15 protein-coding genes are annotated in these 18754 nt (G+C 66.1%); 4 read left to right on the top strand and 11 right to left on the bottom strand.

The window, feature by feature from the left end:
- Positions 1-31: 31 nt before the first annotated feature.
- From ACY5J6_RS02335 to ACY5J6_RS02370, 8 genes are all read right to left on the bottom strand, one after another.
- Entirely contained in the window at positions 32-2296 is a 2265-nt protein-coding gene (locus tag ACY5J6_RS02335) for a secretin N-terminal domain-containing protein (protein WP_462845794.1), read from the bottom strand.
- Entirely contained in the window at positions 2293-3216 is a 924-nt protein-coding gene (locus ACY5J6_RS02340; RefSeq protein ID WP_462845795.1) for a competence protein, read from the bottom strand. Before ACY5J6_RS02340 ends, ACY5J6_RS02335 begins: the two co-directional genes overlap by 4 nt.
- On the bottom strand, positions 3213-3800 hold the full coding sequence (locus ACY5J6_RS02345; protein ID WP_462845796.1) for a type IV pilus inner membrane component PilO: 588 nt from the start codon (positions 3798-3800) through the stop codon (positions 3213-3215). Before ACY5J6_RS02345 ends, ACY5J6_RS02340 begins: the two co-directional genes overlap by 4 nt.
- On the bottom strand, positions 3790-4413 hold the full coding sequence (locus ACY5J6_RS02350; RefSeq protein ID WP_462845797.1) for a flagellar protein FliT: 624 nt from the start codon (positions 4411-4413) through the stop codon (positions 3790-3792). The genes ACY5J6_RS02345 and ACY5J6_RS02350 overlap by 11 nt, the downstream gene beginning before the upstream one ends.
- Entirely contained in the window at positions 4406-5539 is a 1134-nt protein-coding gene (gene pilM / locus ACY5J6_RS02355; RefSeq protein ID WP_462845798.1) for a type IV pilus assembly protein PilM, read from the bottom strand. Before pilM ends, ACY5J6_RS02350 begins: the two co-directional genes overlap by 8 nt.
- A 204-nt stretch (positions 5540-5743) precedes the next feature.
- The gene (locus ACY5J6_RS02360) at positions 5744-6748 is read right to left on the bottom strand and encodes a homoisocitrate dehydrogenase (RefSeq protein WP_462845799.1); all 1005 of its coding nucleotides are present in this window, start codon (positions 6746-6748) and stop codon (positions 5744-5746) included.
- 64 nt (positions 6749-6812) lie between these two features.
- Positions 6813-7307: a DUF5317 domain-containing protein gene (locus ACY5J6_RS02365; protein ID WP_462846481.1), complete on the bottom strand. Its 495-nt coding sequence runs from the start codon at positions 7305-7307 to the stop codon at positions 6813-6815.
- A gap of 50 nt (positions 7308-7357) precedes the next feature.
- Positions 7358-8770, bottom strand: a complete 1413-nt coding sequence (locus ACY5J6_RS02370; protein ID WP_462845800.1) for an HD-GYP domain-containing protein — start codon at positions 8768-8770, stop codon at positions 7358-7360.
- Positions 8771-9461: 691 nt separating this feature from the next.
- Between ACY5J6_RS02370 and guaB the strand changes: the two genes are divergently transcribed.
- Complete coding sequence (guaB, locus tag ACY5J6_RS02375) at positions 9462-10946, top strand: IMP dehydrogenase (protein ID WP_462845801.1); 1485 nt, start codon at positions 9462-9464, stop codon at positions 10944-10946.
- A gap of 5 nt (positions 10947-10951) precedes the next feature.
- Here guaB and ACY5J6_RS02380 read toward each other — a convergent pair whose 3' ends face one another.
- Positions 10952-11188 carry a hypothetical protein gene (locus tag ACY5J6_RS02380; RefSeq protein WP_054638280.1) on the bottom strand — a complete coding sequence of 79 codons (237 nt, stop codon included), beginning with the start codon at positions 11186-11188 and terminating at the stop codon, positions 10952-10954.
- 39 nt (positions 11189-11227) lie between these two features.
- Between ACY5J6_RS02380 and ACY5J6_RS02385 the strand changes: the two genes are divergently transcribed.
- Together ACY5J6_RS02385 and ACY5J6_RS02390 are read left to right on the top strand one after the other, a co-directional pair.
- On the top strand, positions 11228-11686 hold the full coding sequence (locus ACY5J6_RS02385; RefSeq protein WP_054638279.1) for a hypothetical protein: 459 nt from the start codon (positions 11228-11230) through the stop codon (positions 11684-11686).
- 323 nt (positions 11687-12009) lie between these two features.
- On the top strand, positions 12010-15399 hold the full coding sequence (locus ACY5J6_RS02390) for a helicase-related protein (RefSeq protein ID WP_018110568.1): 3390 nt from the start codon (positions 12010-12012) through the stop codon (positions 15397-15399).
- A gap of 163 nt (positions 15400-15562) precedes the next feature.
- Here ACY5J6_RS02390 and ACY5J6_RS02395 read toward each other — a convergent pair.
- Positions 15563-16404 (bottom strand): IS5 family transposase gene (locus tag ACY5J6_RS02395; protein WP_244346638.1). Its coding sequence is split into 2 segments (ribosomal slippage): positions 15563-16041 and positions 16041-16404, totalling 843 coding nucleotides; the frame shifts between segments, so codons are not numbered across the junction.
- Entirely contained in the window at positions 16394-17668 is a 1275-nt protein-coding gene (locus ACY5J6_RS02400; RefSeq protein ID WP_462845802.1) for an IS256 family transposase, read from the bottom strand. The genes ACY5J6_RS02395 and ACY5J6_RS02400 overlap by 11 nt, the downstream gene beginning before the upstream one ends.
- A gap of 12 nt (positions 17669-17680) precedes the next feature.
- On the opposite strand from ACY5J6_RS02400, the gene ACY5J6_RS02405 reads away from it, so the two are divergent.
- On the top strand, positions 17681-18517 hold the full coding sequence (locus tag ACY5J6_RS02405) for a transposase (protein ID WP_126164695.1): 837 nt from the start codon (positions 17681-17683) through the stop codon (positions 18515-18517).
- Positions 18518-18754: the final 237 nt, after the last annotated feature.

Raw genomic sequence — 18754 nt, forward strand, 5'->3', positions numbered from 1 at the left:
ACCACCCCCGGCCCCAGGACCCCTTGGGGGCTCAGGGCCTTTGCGCCTGTTCCTTGAGGACGTCGGCGGTGATGACCACCAGAAGCTCCCGGTCGGTGGTCTCGTTGGTCCTTTGCTTGAAGAGCTCCCCGATGAGGGGGATGTCCATGAGGAGGGGCACCCCTTGCTGGGTCTGGTTGTTCTCCTGGGAGGTGAGGCCTCCCAGGACCACGGTCTGGCCGTCCCGCACCCTTAAGGTGGTGGTCACCACCTGCTTGGTGAAGCGGTCCACGTCCCCGTCCACGGGGTTGCGCTGGACGTTCCCCGAGACCTCGGCCTTGATGTTGAGGAGGATCTGGCCGTCGGCGGTGATCTGGGGGGTGACCTCCACGATGATGCCGATGTCAAAGGGCACCCGCTCCACCTGGTCCCCCACCACCCGGCGGATGAGGAAGGTTTCCCCCGACTGCAGGCGGGCGGTCTGGTTGTTGAGGACCGTCTGGTTCACGTCCCGGAGGGCCCGGGAAAGCCCCTGGCGCTGGAGGGCCTCGAGGGTGGCCAGGATGTTGAGGGCGGCGAGGCTACGGGTGGAGTCAAAGATGAGGGAAAGGCCCGAGTCCAGAACGCTGGCCACCACGTTCCCCCCGGCCACGGTGTTCCACTTGAGGCCCAGGTTCCGGGTGAGGTTGGACTGCACCTCCTGGATGCGCACCCTTAGGTTCACCTGGGGCACGGCCTGGTCCAGCTTGGGGATGAGGCCTTCCACCAGGGCGAGGTCCTCCTGGGTGCCGGTGACGATGAGGGTGTTGGTGCGCTCGTCGGCCACCACCGTGGCCTGGCGGGTTGGGGTTTGGGCCTGGCCCTGCGCCTGGGGCCGTTGCGCCTGCAGGGCCTCCTGCAGGACCTTGGCGAGGTCGCTGGCCTTGGCGTTGGAGAGCTGGTAGGCCCGCTGGAAGACGGGGGGGCCTTGCTCGGGGGCCCGGTCGATCTGGGCCAGGAGGCTTTCTACCTCGGCGAGCTGCCTTTCCGTGCCCCTCACGGAGAGGACGGGCTGGCCCGGGACGGTCTGCACCACGATCCCCGGCACTTCCCGGGCGAGGAAGGGGGCCACCTTCTCGGCCTCGGCGAAGCGCAAGGGGTAGAGGCGGCGCAAGGTGGCCTCCTGGGGCGCGGTGGGGGTCTGGGCAGGGACGTCCAGGGCCTTCAGGATCTCGGCGAAGAGGGCGTGTTCCGCCTCGGGGGCCTCGAGGAGGAGGGCCTTGGGGTTGCCGGGGAGGCTTTCCAGGCGGGCCCCCTTGAGCTCTTTTTCCAGGAGGGGCTTGAGGCGGTCCTGGGCCTCCGCAAAGGTGAGGTTCTGGAGGGCGTAGACCCGCCGGACGGTCTTGGGGACGTCGGCGGTCTTCAGGAGCTCCGAAAGGCGGGCATGCTCCTCCTCGGTGGCCAGGACCACGGCCCTTTGGGGGTTGGTGGGCACCACGCTCACCTGGGCCCCGGGGACGCGGTTTTGCAGGAAGGAGAGAAGCTCGGGGAAGGTGGCGTAGGTGAGGGCGTAGGTCCTTTCCACCTGGGGCTTGGGCGCTGCGAGGGCGGGAAGGGGCCGGAAGTCGATCCCGGCCCGCTGCAGGATATCGGCGAAGCGGGCGTGCTGCTCGGGGGTGGCCAGGACCGAGAGGATGGCCTTGACCCGCCCTCCCTCCTCCACCACGATCCAGTTCACGTTGAGCCCGGCGGCCTCCCGGGAGAGGAAGGGGAGGAGGTCGTTTTGCACCCAGGCCTTGGCCCCCTCGAGGTTCACCACGGTCCGGGCCTGGCCCTGGGCGTCGGTTTCGGTGCGCTTGTAGGCGATCTCGGGGACGCCCACCAGGTAGGGCCTCCGCTCCATGGCCCCGGTGCGGCTCGGGGCGTCCACCAGGGCGGTGATCACCTGGGTGGGGGCCACCACCACCACGTCGGGGGGCAGGAAGAGGTAGTCCAGGTTGAACTGGGCCCCGTAGGTGGCGAAGAGGAGGTCCCACACCTCCCGGAAGGGTTTGCCCTGGAAGTCCAGCTTGACGTTGGGCAGGGGGGGCTGGGCCTTGGCCGGGTCCCCGCTGGGGTCAAAGGCCCGGTAGATGAGGGGTTGCAGGCCCACGCTCCGCGCCAGGGCCTCCAGGGCCACGTCCAGGGGCAGGGTGAGGCCGGCCCGCACCTGACTTTCCGAGACCTTGAGGTCCACCTTGGCCCCGAAGCGGGGCTCGTCGGGGAAGCTTCCCGCCAGGGCCGAAAGACCCAGGGCCAGGGAGGCCCAGATCAGGGGCTTCGTAAGGGTTCCTTTCACCGTCCACCTCCAGCCTGCGCGCTTACGAGAGGGATGTCCAAGGTTTCGCCCTCGAGGGCCAAGACCACGCGGTCGCCCTCTATGCGGCGGATCACCGCTTCGCTCCCGGGGATGGGGCTTCCCGCCGGAAGCACCAAGTAGCCCTCCTTGCTCTCCAAGATGGCCACGCTCACGGGCCCGAGGAGGGTTCCTGCCAGCTTAAGCCCCCTTTCCTCCACCAGGGCCTGCAAAGGGGTCTTGGGGGTGGTGGGGGCCTGGCCTTCCGGCTTCGCCTCGGAAGGTTCGGGTAGGGGAGCTTCCACCAGGCCCGCCGGGGCGGAGGGGAGCACCGGGGGTTCCGGGAGGGGTGAGGGCGCTTCGGCCCTGGGCCTGGGGGCCAGGACCTTGGGGGCGGGTAAGGCCCCGGCGGTCCCGGGAAGGGGTCTTGGGGAGGCTGGTCCGGGGGAAAGGCTCGGCGTGGGGAGGGGGGTGCCCGGGCTTACCCGCACCGGGGGCCCCGTGGGCACGGGCTTTGGGCTTGGGGAGGGCATAGGGGGAGGAGAGGGCGGGGTTTCCACAAAGAGGGGCACGAAGGGGTTAGGAGGCGGGGCTTCCTTCTGGGCCTGGGGCAGGGGAAGCCCCTGGGGCTGGGTTTCCGGGGGGGTGGGGGTTTGGGCCTTGGGGGCGGGGGTGGGCGGGGTGGCCTGTGTGGGGGCGGGTTCGCTCAGGGGAGGGATGGGGGCGACCTCGAGGGCCTTGGGCGTCTCCTGGGGAGCGGGGCTTGAAACCTCCGCGCTGGCCGGGGGCACCTGGGCGGGGAGGTAGAAGCCCACGTACCAAAGGCTCACCGCCCCTACCATGAGGAGCCCCGCCAGGAGGAGCTTGGTGGACTGGGGAAGGTTTTTCCAGGAAGCGGCGAGGCGGGTCAAAAGGTCCTTCACCGGGTACCTCCTTCCTGCGCCTGGGTGGCCTCGAGGTCCTTGGCCAGCATGTAGAGGGTGAGGGTCAGGCTGGTGGAGAGGATGGGGTTCACGTCCTGGCCCTGGACGCTCAGGTTGAGCCCGGAGAGGGAGCTAAAACGGGAGAGGCCCTCCAGGCGCCTGAGGTAGGCGTAGGTTTCCGGGAAGGGGCCTTCCAGGGACAGGGCCAGGTTCACCGCCCGCACCTCGGGCACGGGGGCGGTGGTGGGGGAGCGGGTGAAGGAGCGCACCGTGACCCCGCTCCGGTTGGCTTCCCCCAGGATCTCCGAGAGCACCTCCGCAAGGCGCTCTTCCCTGGGGAGGGCCCGGAGGAAGGCTTGCTTTTCCGCCTGCAGGAGGGCGATGGCGGCCCGGAGCTCGGGTAGGGCCCTTTGGGCCCGGCGGCCCTTATCCCGTTCAGGGAGGAGGGCCGCGATCTCCTGGCGCACCGCCTCCGTCTCCTGCCGCAGGGGCAAGATGCCCAGGTAGTACCAAAGGAGGCCCACCGCCAGGGTGAGGACCATGGCGAGAAGGGCCCACTCCCGCTGCCCTAGCCTAGCGAGCACCTTGCTCACCTCCCACCACGCCCACCCGGGCGCTAAAGGTGTAGAGCCCCCGGTTCGGGTCCAGGGAGGCCCCTTGGAACTCTATGCCAAAACGGGGAGAGGTCTCAAAGGCCCGTACGAAGCGCACCAGAGCCCCTTGGTTCAGGGCTTCCCCTTGCAAGGTAAACTCCACCCGCACCTTTTTGCCGCCAAAGGCCCCGTTTTGGGCCTGGGTGTTGGCCTCCTCCTCCGAAAGGGCCCGGGTTCCTACGGAGCGCAGGGCCACGGGAAGCCGCCCCCCTTCTTTGGGAATCTGGTTGATGAAGGCGGCGAGGTACAGGGACCAGGGGACGAAGTTCTTCTGGAGCCCCTCGCGGATGGCGAGGAGGGCCTCGAGGGTCTTCCTCTCCTGCACCAGGCGGTTCTGCTCCTCTATGAAGGGCTTCAGGGCCTCCACCTCGGCCTTCAGGGCATCCCGCTCCGACCTGGCCAGGGAAAGCTCGGTGTAGGCGGTGTAGTGGAGGAAGCCCAGGGTGCCAAGGACCACCAGGGCAAAAAGGGCCGCCGCCAGCCGCCACCAACCGGGCTCCACCCGGCGGCGAAGGTTCTTGGGAAGGAGGTTCAGCCTAATCAAGGGGACTCACCCCCCTTAGGGCCAGCCCCACGGGCACCATCCACTCGGGGCCAAGTTCCTGTAGTTTTTCCAAATCAAAGCGCCTGGGGTCAACCCGGAGGCCTTCCCAGGGATTGGGCGTGAGAAAGCTCACCCCAAGCACGTCCGTGAGGAGGGTGGAAAGCCCCCGGAGGCGGCTTCCCCCCCCGTAGAGGAAGCCCACCTCGGGTTGGATGTCCCCCAGCTGCACGCGGAAGAACTCCAGGCTCCGGCGGATCTCCTGGGTGAGGTCCACCAGAACCGGGCGGATGGCGTCGTAGATCTTCCCGGGGCTATACCGCTCCCTTTCGGCGTCAAAGTCCAGGAGGAGCTCCTCGTCCTCCGTGGGGATGGTGGCCAGGCCGTAGGTGCGCTTGACCTCCTCGGCGGTGAGGAAGTCCAGGCCAAAGCCCTTGGCGATGGCCTCGGTGAAGTCCTTCCCCGAAAGCGTGAGGATGCGGATGGCCAGGGGGCGATCCCCCTTGAGGAGAAGGAGGCTGGTGCTCTCCGCCCCGATCTCTATGGCCACCGCCACCCGATCCGGCTCTCCCCTTAGGGTTTCCTCCAAAGGGTAGAGGCCAGCGAAGGGCTTCACGTCCAGGACCACGGGGATAAGCCCCGCCCCCCGCAAGGCCTCAATCAAAGAGGCCACCGCTTCCTGCCTTGCGGCGGCCACCATGACCTCCACCTGTTCCCCCTCGGCCACCTCGGCCAGGGGATCCAGGGGAGCGAAGTCCAGGACCACCTCGTCAATGGGGAAGGGAATGTACCGCTCGGCCTCCCAGCGCACCGCCTCCTCCATCTCCTTGGGAGACATCTTGGGCACCTGCAGGGTGCGCAAGATCACGCTGGGGTTGGGAACGGCGGACACCACGTAGCGCTTCCGGGTGCGGGCCTCGGCGAGTAGCTCCCGGATCTCCTGGCTTAGGGCCTGGGGCTCCGTGACCACCCCTTCCGTCAGGGTTCCCGGAGGTAGCGGGCGGGTGGCCAGGGCGGTGAGGGTGGGGGGAAAACCCCGAAGCTCCACCAGCTTGAGGGCGTGGGCCCCTACCTCCAAACCCAGGGCCTCCACCCGGGGCCGGAATAGCTTGCTAAAACCTGGAAACACGGCGCCTCCTCCGCTTTCTCGGCCAAACCTGAAGTCATACCCTAACCTAGCCCTATTGTATGGCCACCCCCACAAAAGGGGAAGAGGCCAAAGCTTTGGCCTCTTACTTTTGGCGTGAAGCTTTCGCCCAAGCCGAGGCAAAAGGGCTCTGTGGGCGTCCTTTACCGGGGCCCCTATGCTGGCCCAAGCCAGCACGAGGTGGTATTAAAGGGATTGCAAGGCCGCCACCACCGCCTGGGTGAAGGCTTCCGTGGTGGCGTTGCCCCCGAGATCCGGGGTGCGGGGGCCCTTCTCCAGCACCCGGTCCACCGCCTCTTCCACCCGCTTGGCGGCTTCCTTCTCCCCCAGGTAGTCCAGCATCATGGCCGCCGAAAGGATGGCCGCCGTGGGGTTGGCGATGCCCTTGCCCGCGATATCCGGGGCGGAGCCGTGGACGGGCTCAAAGACCGCCGTGGTATCCCCGATGTTGGCGGAAGGGGCGAGGCCCAAGCCCCCCACGAGCCCGGCGGTGAGGTCGGAAAGGATGTCCCCCAGGAGGTTGGTGGTGACGATGACGTCAAAGCGCTCGGGACGCATGACGAGCTGCATGGCGCAGTTGTCCACGATGATGTCCTGCACGTTCACCAGGGGAAAGTCCTTGGCCACTTCCTTGACCGTGTCCAGGAAGAGCCCCTGGGTGAGGGGGAGGACGTTGGCCTTGTGGGCGATGTGGAGGGTCTTGCGGGGACGGCCCTCGGCGATCCTCAGGGCAACCCGGCCGATGCGCTCGCTGGCCTTCCGGGAGATCACCGCATCGGCGATGGCCACGTCCAGGTAGCGCCTTTCCTGCTCCACGTAAAGCCCTTCGGTGTTCTCCCGCACGATGACCAGGTCCACCCCGGGGCGGCTTTGGGGAATGGGGCGGCTTTTGGCGGGGCGGACGTTGGCGTAGAGGTCTAGCCTGCGCCTCAGGTAGCGAATGGCCCCGAAGAAGCCCGGCACCTTGCGCGTGGGGCTCGTGGCCGCCCCGAAGAGGGTGGCGTGGCAGGAAAGGATCTTCTCTACGGTTTCCTCGGGGACGGAGGTGCCTCTTCGCTCAAAGGTTTCCCAGCCCGCCTCGGCCTCCACGAACTCCAGGGGAAGGCCGGTGGCCTCCAAGACCTTCCTCGCCGCCGGAACCACTTCGTGCCCGATGCCGTCGCCTTCGATCAAGCAGATGCGGTACGCCATCTGTCCTCCGGGTCAGGGGTATGACCCCCTTACGGGACTATACACTACACCGCCGGGAGAAGGGTTAGGAACGGACCGCTAAAAAGCTCAGGACCAAGGTCAGGTAGACCAGGGTCCGTAGGGCCGCCTGGCGCGGGGAAAGGCGGAAGCCCCCGGCCTTCAGGGCGCCTTCCACCACCACGCCCATGAGGCCTAGCAGAATGAAGGCATCCCCCAGGCTGATGACCTTGCGCAAAGGGGGCAGGGCGATCGCGTCTCCCAGGAAGGGCAGGCGGGTGGTCTCGTCCAGAAGGGCGTGGACCGCGTCCCCTTTGGTGCGCAGGATGGCCTCAAACTCCCCGATGCCCGCCCGGTGGAGGGCGGAAAGGCTCACCGGCATATGCCCCCCGTTGGCGAAGATCACCAGGGTGTTGAGGAAAAGGCCCAACAGCACCAGGTAGAGGCTTTTCAGGTGGCGGTTCTGGTAAAGCCCGTAGCCCACCAGGAGGAGCACCAGGACCTTGGCCAGAGGCCCTGCCACCTCCGGGGGAAAGAGCCCCCGATAGGTGCCGTAGGCCAGCCCTCCTTCCAGAAGGGCGGCTAGAAGAAAGGCCCAGGCCGCTCTAAGCTCTATCCCTCCGAAGTCCTTGAGCCGGGCTCCGAGGGCGAGGGCGAGGCCGAGGCCGAAGAGGGCTGCGAGAAGGTAGAGCGTGATACCGATCCCTCCTTTGCCGCCAGGTAGGCGTGGCGGTCGCGCCAGATGGGGTTCTGCTCCCAAAGCTCGGCGAAGGCCTCCACCAGCCTGGGGTCAAACTGGTGGCCGGAAAGCTCCTGGATCTCCCTTAGGGCTTCCTCGGGGGACTTGGCCTTGCGGTAGGGCCGCCCCGCGGTCATGGCCTCGTAGGCGTCGGCCAGGCCCACGATGCGGGCCTCCTCGGGGATCTCGTGCCCGGCGAGGCGCTTGGGGTAGCCCCGGCCGTCCCAGCGCTCGTGGTGGTGGAGGATGACGTTGTAAACGAGCTGGTCAAAGGCCACCTTCCGGGCCGGGGAGAGGAGCTCGGCGCCCTTGGTGGTGTGGCTTTGGATAAGGGTGAACTCCTCTTGGGTGAGGGTTCCGGGTTTGAGGAGGACCCGCTCGGGGATGGCGATCTTGCCGATGTCGTGGAGCCGGGTGGCCCGGTAGATGGCCTGGGCGTAGGCCTCATCCCCGTTTTTTACCTTCCGAGCTAGGTCGCGGGCGATGTCCGCCACCCGTTCGGAGTGGAGGCGGGTCATGGGGTCCTTGGCCTCCAGGGCGTTCATGAGGAGCTCCAGGGTGGTGTCAAAGGCCTGCTCCAGGCGCACCTTCTCGTCCCAGTAGAAGCGGCTGTAGTAGAGGGGGATGAGGAAGAAGAGAACCGTCCACCCGCCCCAGTTGGCAAGCAGGGGTGTTTCATACGCCTGGGCGAGGAGGAGGGCGATGGGGGAGAGGAGGAGGTAGCTCAGGGCGAGCCAGCTGAAGTTTTTTCGCCACGCCTCACGCCAGCTAATCTTGTTGGCGAGGGAAATGGCGGTGGTTACCAGGGTGGTGTTGGCGAGAAAAAAGGCCAGGGAGGCCGCGGCGATGCCCACCCCCGCGGATAGGTTCCAGGAACCGAGGTAAACGGGATTTTGCTGGAAGAACTGCCAGGCTAAGGCCGCCAGGGCGGTGGCCAGGCCGTCCTGGGAGCGGTTGAAGAGCTCCTTGTACCAGGCCTTGCCTCGCCACTGGGCCAGGAAGACAAGTAAGGGGGGAAACCAGGGAGGAGTGAGCACGACCAGGGCCAAGGCAAAGAGGAAGAGCTGGCTCATGCTGGCGCTCAGGGGGAGACGAACCTCTACACGGATGCTCCACACCAGGAGAGCAGTCCAGAAGAGAACTTCCCACAGGGTCAGGGTTAAGGGGAGGTCGCCGAATACCCTAAGCAGAAAACCCTCTGAGGCAAGAAAAGCCCCAAAGGTACTCGCTATCAGCAGAAAAAGGTTTCTAGGTGGCCAGTCTATCCTGAAGGATTGCCGGGTCATTCCGACCCAAGCTTACCATAACTGGGGGTGAACAAAGAAAAAGGTGGCCAGCGAACTGGCCACACCTCTTTAGTCCCAGTGCGCAGAAGCCCCAGCCGCAAGCCCGAGCGCGATCAAGCTGCCGAGAAGAACCAACACACGCGCGACCAGCTTCTTCATCTTCATCCCTCCTTTTTCTTCCGCTTCCGGGGGGTCGGCCCCGTTTGCTTGTCTTTCACTTTAGGGGGTGGCGTCAATGCTGTCAATAGGGGAAGAATAGGTATTGGAACGGTAAAAACTGCTTGCTCGGTCACATATGCTTGGAACCAGTAAGATTTTCACTACCCAGCTTAGCACACCCGGTGCCGGCTGGGTAGGGGTCTGGTCCAGCGGGGGGAAGCCTTCGGGGTTTGGGGGAATGGCTTACAAAATACAGGGGCCCGTGGGGAGGCAGGCCCCCACACGGACCCAAGAATGGCCTAGCTTGAACGTATCCCCAGAATGCACGGGCAATACCAGAAAATACCTTGCGAAAGCGCCCTAAGAATGCCCAATCCAAATACCGCCCCGAAATGCTGAAGACTTCCTTCGGCTTCCCACCCCCTTCGGGGGCATTGTACCAGACCCTCTGGGTGCCAGGCTACCCTCTTGGGATCCAGGACCAAAAGGGCGCCCCTAGACCTTTCCCTTTGGGCCTTGTACCCTGAGGAGCATGTACGAGGGGAAGATCCTCTACGAGGGGCTAACCTTTGACGACGTGCTCCTTTTGCCCGGCTATTCGGAGGTGCTGCCCAAGGAGGTTTCCGTCAGGACCCGGCTCACCAAGCGGCTTTACCTGAATATCCCCATTCTCTCTGCGGCCATGGACACGGTGACCGAGGCGGAGATGGCCATCGCCATGGCCCGGGAAGGGGGGCTTGGGGTGATCCACAAGAACCTCTCCATAGAGGCCCAGGCGGCCATGGTGCGCAAGGTGAAGCGCTCCGAGGCGGGTATGATCCAGGACCCCGTGACCCTTCCCCCTACGGCCACCCTCGAGGACGCCGAGCGCCTCATGCGGGAGTACCGCATCGGGGGGCTTCCCGTGGTGGACCTCTACGGGAAGCTTTTGGGCCTGGTCACCAACCGCGACCTGCGCTTTGAGCGGGACCTCAAGCGGCCCGTCACCGAGGTCATGACCCCCCTGGAGCGCCTGGTCACCGCGCCCCCCGGGACCACCCTCGAGGAGGCCGAGGAGATCCTCAGGCGGCACAAGGTGGAGAAGCTCCCCCTGGTGGACGAGTCGGGGAGGCTAAGGGGCCTCCTGACCCTAAAGGACATCGTCAAGCGCAAGCAGTACCCCAACGCCGCCAAGGACCCCTTAGGCCGCCTGCTGGTGGGGGCGGCGGTGGGGGCCAGCAAGGACCTCCCCGAGAGGGCCCAGGCCCTGGTGGAGGCGGGGGTGGACGTTTTGGTGCTGGACTCGGCCCACGGCCACTCCAAGGGCATTCTGGAGGCTCTGGCCTACCTCAAGGAGACCTTCGGCGAGAAGGTGGAGGTCATCGCGGGGAACGTGGCCACCCGGGAGGGAGCCCGGGCCCTTGCCAAGCGGGGGGCGGACGCGGTGAAGGTGGGCATCGGGCCCGGTTCCATCTGCACCACCCGGGTGGTCACGGGGGTCGGGGTGCCCCAGATCTCGGCCATCCTCGAGGCGGTGGCCGGGGTGGAGGACCTGGACGTCCCCGTCATCGCCGACGGGGGGGTCAAGTACACCGGGGACGTGGCCAAGGCCCTGGCCGCCGGGGCCCACACGGTGATGCTGGGGAGCATGCTGGCGGGCACCGACGAGGCCCCGGGAGAGGAAGTCCTGAAGGACGGGAGGCGGTACAAGCTCTACCGGGGCATGGGCTCCTTGGGGGCCATGAAGCAGGGTTCCGCCGACCGCTACTTCCAAGACCCGGGGAAGGGCGGGGAGACCGAGGCCAAGAAGCTCGTGCCCGAGGGGATTGAGGGCATGGTGCCCTACAAGGGGCCGGTGGCCGACGTCCTCTACCAGATCGTGGGGGGCTTGAGGAGCGCCATGGGCTACGTGGGGGCGCCCGATATTGAGACGTTCCGAAAGAAGGCCCGCTTCGTGCGCATGACCATGGCCGGACTCATCGAGAGCCACCCTCACGACGTGGTGGTGGTCAAGGAGGCCCCCAACTACTGGCGCTAGGGCCCCTAGGGCTCGCTCCCGAAGAGCTTGTCAAAGGCCGCCTTGTCCCCCTTCTTGGGGGCGAGGCGGTAGGTGCCTTCCTTCTCCTCCACCCTGCCCTCCTGTACCAGGGCCTTCAGGGTGTCCAGAAGCTCCTTTTTGGAGAAGGGCTCCCCCTCCTCGTCCAGGTAGCGCTGGATTTCCTGGAAGGTGGCGAAGCGGAGGGCCTCGAGGGCGCGCATGACCCAAGCCTTGCGGTCCATGGCACCATCCTATCCCTCCCACCGTGGCATCCTGGGGGCATGGACCCCTACCGGGAGTACCAGGACTACGTGGTGGCCTCGAGGCTCCTCGTGGCCCAAGGGCTGTCCCTGGAGGTCCTCTCCCTATCCCGGTACGCCCGTCTGCGCCTGAAACGGCTGGAGCTTGTAAAGAAGGGCCAGTGGGGGGCTTTGGAAACCCTGGACGAACGCCTGCGCTACGGCTTTTGGACCAATCCTTGGCGGCTCAAGGAGGCCCTGAAGCGCCTGGGGAACGCTCCCTACCTGACCTCCCCCGAGGCCTTTGAGAGGCTCCTTTTCCCCGAGGAAAGGGCCCGGCTCCACTACCCCGGCCAGGCGGGGGAGTACTACCTGGGCTTTTTGCGCCTCCCCTCCCTGGTGATGGACCCCTTGGCCTTTGAGGAAGCCCTGCGGGAGCAGGAGGCTCGAGGCGAGGCCCTCCCCCTTTTCCTGAACGCTTTCCACCGCGTCTTGGGCTGAAAAGAGCCCCCGGGGGGCCTTAAAGCGTTCCCCCCCACGCTACCGTGGGGGGAAGCTTTGTGTCCTGGAGCTGGTGGGCGATGGTGGACTTGAACCACCGACCTCACGCTTATCAGGCCCAAAAGGTACATACGTACCCGTACGGATAGCTACGGGATATCCCGTCCTTATGATTACTGTATTCCGGTATAGTACGGGAGTATCCCCCTACTTCCGGCTCCAACAGCCCCCCAAATAGCCCCCCGTTTCTGGTCCTTTTCCACAAAATGGCCCATGTTCGGATTGACCCGACAGGTACACCCCCCTTGCCCTAAGCTGTTCTCATGGCCCTCGAACCTTCCCTAACCCCCGAGCGGGTGCGCCCAGGGGTACGCCTCCTGGGCCTTTTGCCTGGGAAGGGCGTGATGGTGGAGCACGTGCGCTTCTTGGGGGAAACCCTCCAGGTGACCTACCGCGACCCAGACGGCCAGCTGGGGGAAGCCCTCCTCTATCCCGAGGACCTGGCCCTGCTCCAGGTGGAGGAAGCGCCTCGCTTTCCCTTGGATGCCCCGGGGGATCTCTTCCGCCTAGCCGCCGAGGCCAAGCGCATCCGCTTGGCTTACCTCTTTGATCCCATGATGGCGGTACACGCTTCCTTGGTGGAGCCTCTCCCCCACCAGATCGAGGCCGTTTACGGCCACCTCCTCCCCAAAACCCCCCTTCGCTTCCTCCTGGCCGATGACCCCGGGGCAGGCAAGACCATCATGGCTGGGCTCTACATCCGGGAGATGGCCCTCCGGGGGGCCCTGGAGCGGTGCCTGGTGGTGGCCCCCGGCGCCCTGGTCCTCCAGTGGCAGGAAGAGCTATGGGAGAAGTTCCGCCTCGACTTCCGGGTCTTCTCCCGCTTCACCCTCGAGACCTCCCAGGGCAACCCCTTCCGCGAACACCCCCTCTGGATCGCCCGCATGGACGGCTTAGCCCGCTTTCCCGAGGTGGCGGCGAAAGCTCTCGAGGTGGACTGGGACCTGGTGGTGGTGGACGAGGCCCACAAGATGGCCGCCTCCTACTACGGCCAGGAGGTGAAAGCCACCCGCCGCTACCGCCTGGGGCAGGAGCTTTCCCAGCGCGCCAAGCACTTCCTCCTCCTCACCGCCACCCCCCACCGGGGCAAGGAGGAGGACTTCCGCCTTTTCCTCGCCCTCCTGGACCCCGACCGCTTCCTGGGCAAGCCCCGGCCCAATAGCCCCCCGCCCGACGCCCAGGGGCTATGGCTCAGGCGGCAGAAGGAGGACCTGGTGCGCTTCGATGGCACCCCCCTCTTCCCTGAGCGCCGGGCCTACACGGTGGCCTACAGCCTCTCCCCCGAGGAGATGGGCCTCTATGAGGCGGTAACGGACTACGTGCGGGAGGAGATGAACCGGGCCGAGGCCCTCGAGGAAGGCCAAAGGCGCACCGTGGGCTTCGCCCTCACCCTGTTGCAAAGGCGGCTCGCCAGCAGTCCCCTGGCCATCTACCGCTCCCTGGAGAGGCGCCGGAAGCGCCTCGAGGCCCGCCGGGAGGAGGTGCGCCGGGGCCTCCTCGCCTTCCCCACCCTGGAGGAGGAGGACATCGAGGAGAAGGAGGAGTTTCCCGACGAGGAACTGGAAGCCGCCCCCGAGGTGCTGGACCAGGCCACCGCCGCCCGCACCCTGAGCGAGCTGGAGGCGGAAATCGCCACCCTAAGGCGCCTCGAGGCCCAGGCCAAGGCCCTCCTCCGGGGGCAGCAGGACCGGAAGTGGCAGGAGCTGCAGACCCTCCTGGAGGACAAGCGCATCCGCGGGCGCAAGCTCATCGTCTTCACCGAGCACAAGGACACCCTGGACTACCTGGAAAGCCGCCTCCAGGCCTACCTGGGGCGGCCCGAACAGGTGGTGGCCATCCACGGCGGCCTCTCCCGGGAGGAGCGCCGCCTGCGCCAGGCCCGCTTCACCCAGGACCGGGAGGTCCTCATCCTGGTGGCCACGGACGCCGCTGGGGAAGGGGTGAACCTGCAGCAGGCCCACCTCCTCATCAACTACGACCTCCCCTGGAACCCCGCCAGGCTGGAGCAGCGTTTCGGCCGCATCCACCGCATCGGCCAGACCGAGGTCTGCCACATGTGGAACCTGGTGGCGGAGAACACCCGGGAGGGGGAGGTCTACCTGCGCCTCCTCAGGAAGCTGGAGGAGGCCAGCCAGGCCCTGGGGGGGCGGGTGTTTGACGTGCTGGGCAGGCTCTTTCAGGAAAGGCCCCTCAAGGAGCTTCTCCTCGAGGCCATCCGCTACGGGGAGGACCCCCAGGTGCGGGCCCGGCTCTTCCGCCAGGTGGAGGGGGCGGTGGACCGGGAACGGCTGGAGAAGCTCCTGCAAAACGCCTTAGCCGCTGAGGTCCTGGACCCCAAGCGCCTGGAGGCCCTGCGCCTGGACATGGAGCGGGCCGAGGCCCGCAGGCTCCAGCCCCACTACCTGGGAAGCTTCTTCCGCGAGGCCCTGGAGGCCCTGGGGGGCACCGCCTACCTCCGGGAGGAAGGGCGGATGGAGGTGAGCTTCGTGCCCGCCAAAGTACGGGAGGCCAGGCCGGGGGTCCTGCGGAGCTACACCCGGGTCACCTTCCATAAGGGCAAGGTGAGCCTTCCTGGGAAGCCGGTGGCGGACTTCCTGGTGCCGGGGCACCCCTTGCTGGAGGGCGTTTTGGATGCAGTCCTCCGGGAATGGGGCCATAACCTGGAGCGAGGGACGGTCCTGGTGGACGAGAACGCCACAACCCCCCGCCTCCTCCTGGCCCTGGAGCACGAGGTGCGGGACGCCCACGGCCCTGTTTCCCGCCGCTTCCTCTACCTGAGCCTCAGCCCTAAGGGAGAGGTGCGGGAGGAGGGGCCCGCCCCCTACCTAGACCTACGCCCGGCCACGGAGGAGGAGCGAGCCGAGGCTTTCGGGCTTTGGGAAGGCTGGGACACGGCTGGGCTTCTGGCCCAGGCGGAGGCCTACGCCACCGCTAGGCTGGCCAAGGAACACCTCGAGGAGGTGCGCCGCTTCCGCCAGGCGGAGGTGGACCGCACCCTCCGGGCGGTGCGGGAGAGGCTCCTTTCGGAGATCTACCATTGGGACAGCCTGGCCGCCAGGGAGGAAGAACGGGCCAAGGCGGGGAAGACGGGGGCCTCGGGCCGGGCGGAGGCGGCCCGCCGGAGGGCGGACGAACTAAGGGAGCGTCTAAAGCGGCGGGAGCGGGAGCTGGAGGCGGCCAGGCACCTTCAGTCCCTCCCGCCCCGCCTCTCCCAGGCCATCCTGGTGGTGCCCCCGCTGACGCCCAAGGTGGAAGCCCCCGAGTTGGAAGCGCAAAGGCGCCTGGAGCGGCTGGCGGTGGAGGCGGTCCTTCTGGCGGAGCGGCGGCTGGGCCACGAGCCCAAGGAGATGCCCCCCGGATGGCCTGGCTACGACGTGGAGTCCCGTACCCTCCAGGGCACCCTCCGCTTCATCGAGGTCAAGGGCAAGGGGCCGGGCTCGGAGGTGGTGACCCTTTCCCGCACCCAGATCCTCACCGCCCTCAACAAGCCCACCTCCTGGTTCCTGGCGGTGGTGGAGACGGACGGGGAGAAAGCCTTGCGAGTGCACTACATTCCCACCCCCTTCGTGCGGGAGCCCGACTTCGGGGCCACCAGCGTGAATTACGATTTGAAGGAGCTTCTGGCCAAGGCGAAGCAGGTGGTGGTCCTGTGATATGCCCATATCCCAAAGCGGAGCTTGGGATACAAAAATGAGGGGTTTGTATCATATACCCCGTGCACCCCGAGGAGCTATTCGCTGGAAATCCTGGAGGCCTAGCCCAGGTCGTGTCAAGAGTTATGTGTAAGAGGCTGTCGTAAAAGTCCTCCACGGCCAGCTACGCGGCCCTAGCCAGCCGCTTCACCAACAAGCGTAGCATGCCCAGATACACCCAGGCCTCGCTCACCCGAGGGTTAGCTTCGTAGTCCTTGGCAAGCCGCCGATTCCGCCCAAGCCAGGCGAAGGTCCGCTCCACCACCCACCGCTTGGGCAAGGGCTTGAACCCCCTCTCCCGCGGAAGCTCCGGCGCCTCCTCCCCCTCCCGCACCCAGACCCCACGCACCCCCGCGTAGGGACGGGCCACCACCTCAAGCTCCAGCCCCAGGGAAGAAGCGAGCCCCTTGAGGCCCCTGTACCCCCAGTCCACAAAGAGCTTCCGCACCCTTGGCCAAAGGGAGAGGTCCATCCCCAGGAGCAAGGCCTCCCCACCCCGCTTATCGTGCTCGTTGGCCGGGTGCACGAAGGCCTTCAGCAAGCGACCCCCCGTGTCCGTCAAGATTTGGCGCTTTCTCCCCTTGACCTTTTTCGCCCCGTCGTTCCCTCGGGGCCCCCTTTTTCCGTGGTCTTGACGGACTGGCTATCCATCACCAGAGCGCTGGGCGAAGCTTGCCTCCCTTCTCGCTCCCGGTCCTGGCGGGCCAGGGCCTGGACGGCCTTCTCCCAAATGCCTTCCTTCTGCCACTTGCGGAAGTAGTGGTAGACGGTGGACCAGTGGGGCAAGTCATGGGGCATAGCCCGCCACTTGATGCCGTTTTCCAGGACGTAAAGGATGGCGTTAACGATTTCTCTCCTCGGCACCTTGGCGGGTCGGCCGCCGGGCTTGGGGGCTGGGATGAGGGGCTCCAGGAGGGCCCACTCCGCATCGCTGAGGTCGCTGGGGTAAGATCGTCTAGAGCTCATCCCTCAAGAATACCACCCTTTTACGACAGCCTCTAAGAGTCTGTGTGCGGGGGGCATACCGCTCCTGAAGCATCTTCTCCAGCACCTCCTTCACCTCCGAGAACCCCTTTAGTTTCCGTTCTGCCCACCTCCCTGCAAGATGTTCGCTTCGCGAAGCAGCCTGCCTCTCCGACTCCAGGTAAAGGAGCTTGTATACCGCCTCCGCCTTGGGAAACTTGTGGTCCCGCACCTTCGTCCCCCGCCGTAGCTCCCGGATAAACCGCTCCATCAGGTTGGTGCTCCGCAAGTACGGCCAAAGCACCTTGGGGTACCCGTAGAAGCGCAGGAAGGCTCCAGACTCCTCCACCCAAAGCCCCACCACCCCCGGGTACCGCGAACCCCAGGCGGCCTTCACCTCCTCCAAGGCCCCAAGAGCTTCTTCCCGGCTCTCCGCCCCGTACACCCGCCTCAGGTCCTCCGCCAGCAGGCCCCGGTCCCGCGCCCGCACCTGGGACAGGCTCCACCGCACCCCGTGCACCACGCACCGCTGCCATTCCGCCTGAGGGTAGACCCTGCGGATCGCCTCGGGAAGCCCGGGCAGCCCGTCGGTGATGAAGAGCAATACCCGCCGCAGGCCCCGCTGCCAAAGCTCCCCCAGGACCCCCTCCCATCCCAGGGCGCTCTCCGTGGGCAACAGCCAAAACCCCAGGACCCGCCTCTCCCCATTAGGGGCGATGCCCAGGGCCACATACACGCTTTCCCGTACGATCCCTTCTCCTTCCCTGAAGACCTTTAGGGAAAGCCCGTCCAGGTAGACGAAGGCCATCTCCTCGGGCAAAGGCCGGGTGCGGAAGGCTCCTGCCGCCTCCAGGACCTCGTCCGTCAGGGCGCTCAGGGTCTCGTGGGAGTAGCGGTGGCCTAAGAGCAGGCTCAGTATCTCGGCCGCCTTGCGCTGACTGACCCCGGCGGCGTAAAGGGCTACCGCCACTTCCCCCACGTCCACCAGGCGGCGGACGTAGGGCTTAAGGAAAGCCGGATAATACCGAGATTCCCGATCCCTAGGGACCTTCAGGTCCACCTGGCCGAAGGTGGTCTCCAGCTTGCGGGGGTAGTAGCCGTTCCTGCGGCCTCCGTGCACCTGCAAGAAGGCCGTCCGGTCCAGCTCCAGAACCGTCTGCAGAACCTCGGCTACTGTCTCCCGCACCGCTTCCCTCAGCAAGATCCGCAAGGTATCCTGGTCCACGGGGCACCTCCTCGTGCTAAGGTGTGCCCCCCTATTAAACACGGGCCCTTACACATAAATCCTTACACGACCTACTATCTTGACGCAGAAACCCTTCTGGTGGCTACCTATGTCTGGGTAGACGATGAACTCAAAGCTCTGCAGGCTCAAGGTATCGGCCTCCCCCGAAAGCAAAAGCACCAAAAGGCTACCCTCGCCGAGCTCCTAACCCTCGCCATCTTCCTCCTTTTGCAAGGTCAGGACCTGGCCAAAGGGTATCTGGCCGCCAAGTCCACCCTGAAGGCCTACTTCCCCCAGCTCCCCCACCTCACCCGCTTCTACCGGGTGCTGCAAAAAGCCCACCGCCTCCTGGCCCACCTGGCCCTGCGCCTTTCCGGGGGAGAGGGACACCTTCAGGTGGTAGACCTAAAACCCATCCCCCTGGCCCACGGCCATCGGATACACGGCTTTGACCTCCCGAAAGCTGCCGTGGGGGTAGGCCCCCTGGGGGCCTTCGCTGGGTACACCCTGGTGGCGGTGATGAACGAGGGGAGGCTTTTCTTCCGCTGGGCCGTGTTGCCCGGTAATGCCAGGGAGGCATGGGCCGAGGGGTTGTTGACGGGCCTTCCTGCGGTTCTTGGGGACCGGGGCTTTCGCTTTGTGGAGGGGGTGAAAACGCCTCCTTACCGGGTCAGGGGCGGGAAGGTGGTACAGACGGGGTGGAAAGGGTGGATGGGGAGGGTACGCAACTGGATAGAGACCCGGTTCAGCGTGATGGTGCGTTCTTTGGGGCTCCACCGGATTGAAGCCCGTTCCTACTGGGGGTTTCTGGCCAGGGTGAACCTGGTGCTGTTGGCCCACAACCCCATCCGGAGCCGGGTCCTCCCCAGGATGGCGGGGGTGGAGATGTAGGTAGCACACGAAGGGATGACGCCTCCTAGCCTGGCGTCCACCAAGGCCCCCAGCTCCCCAGGAACCTGGTGTTGAAGCGCCTTCCCAACCCTAGTAACTTGGCTTTAGAGAAAAGAGGGGGCGTGGGGGAGCTATAATCCCCTGGACTTTCAGTCCGTGGGATACATGGACTCCCCCACGTCCGCCGGAGACGCTGGTTTCGCCGCGTAGCGGGGAGGCGGACATAGCCTAGTGGGC

Source organism: Thermus sp. H19.2, assembly GCF_054979525.1.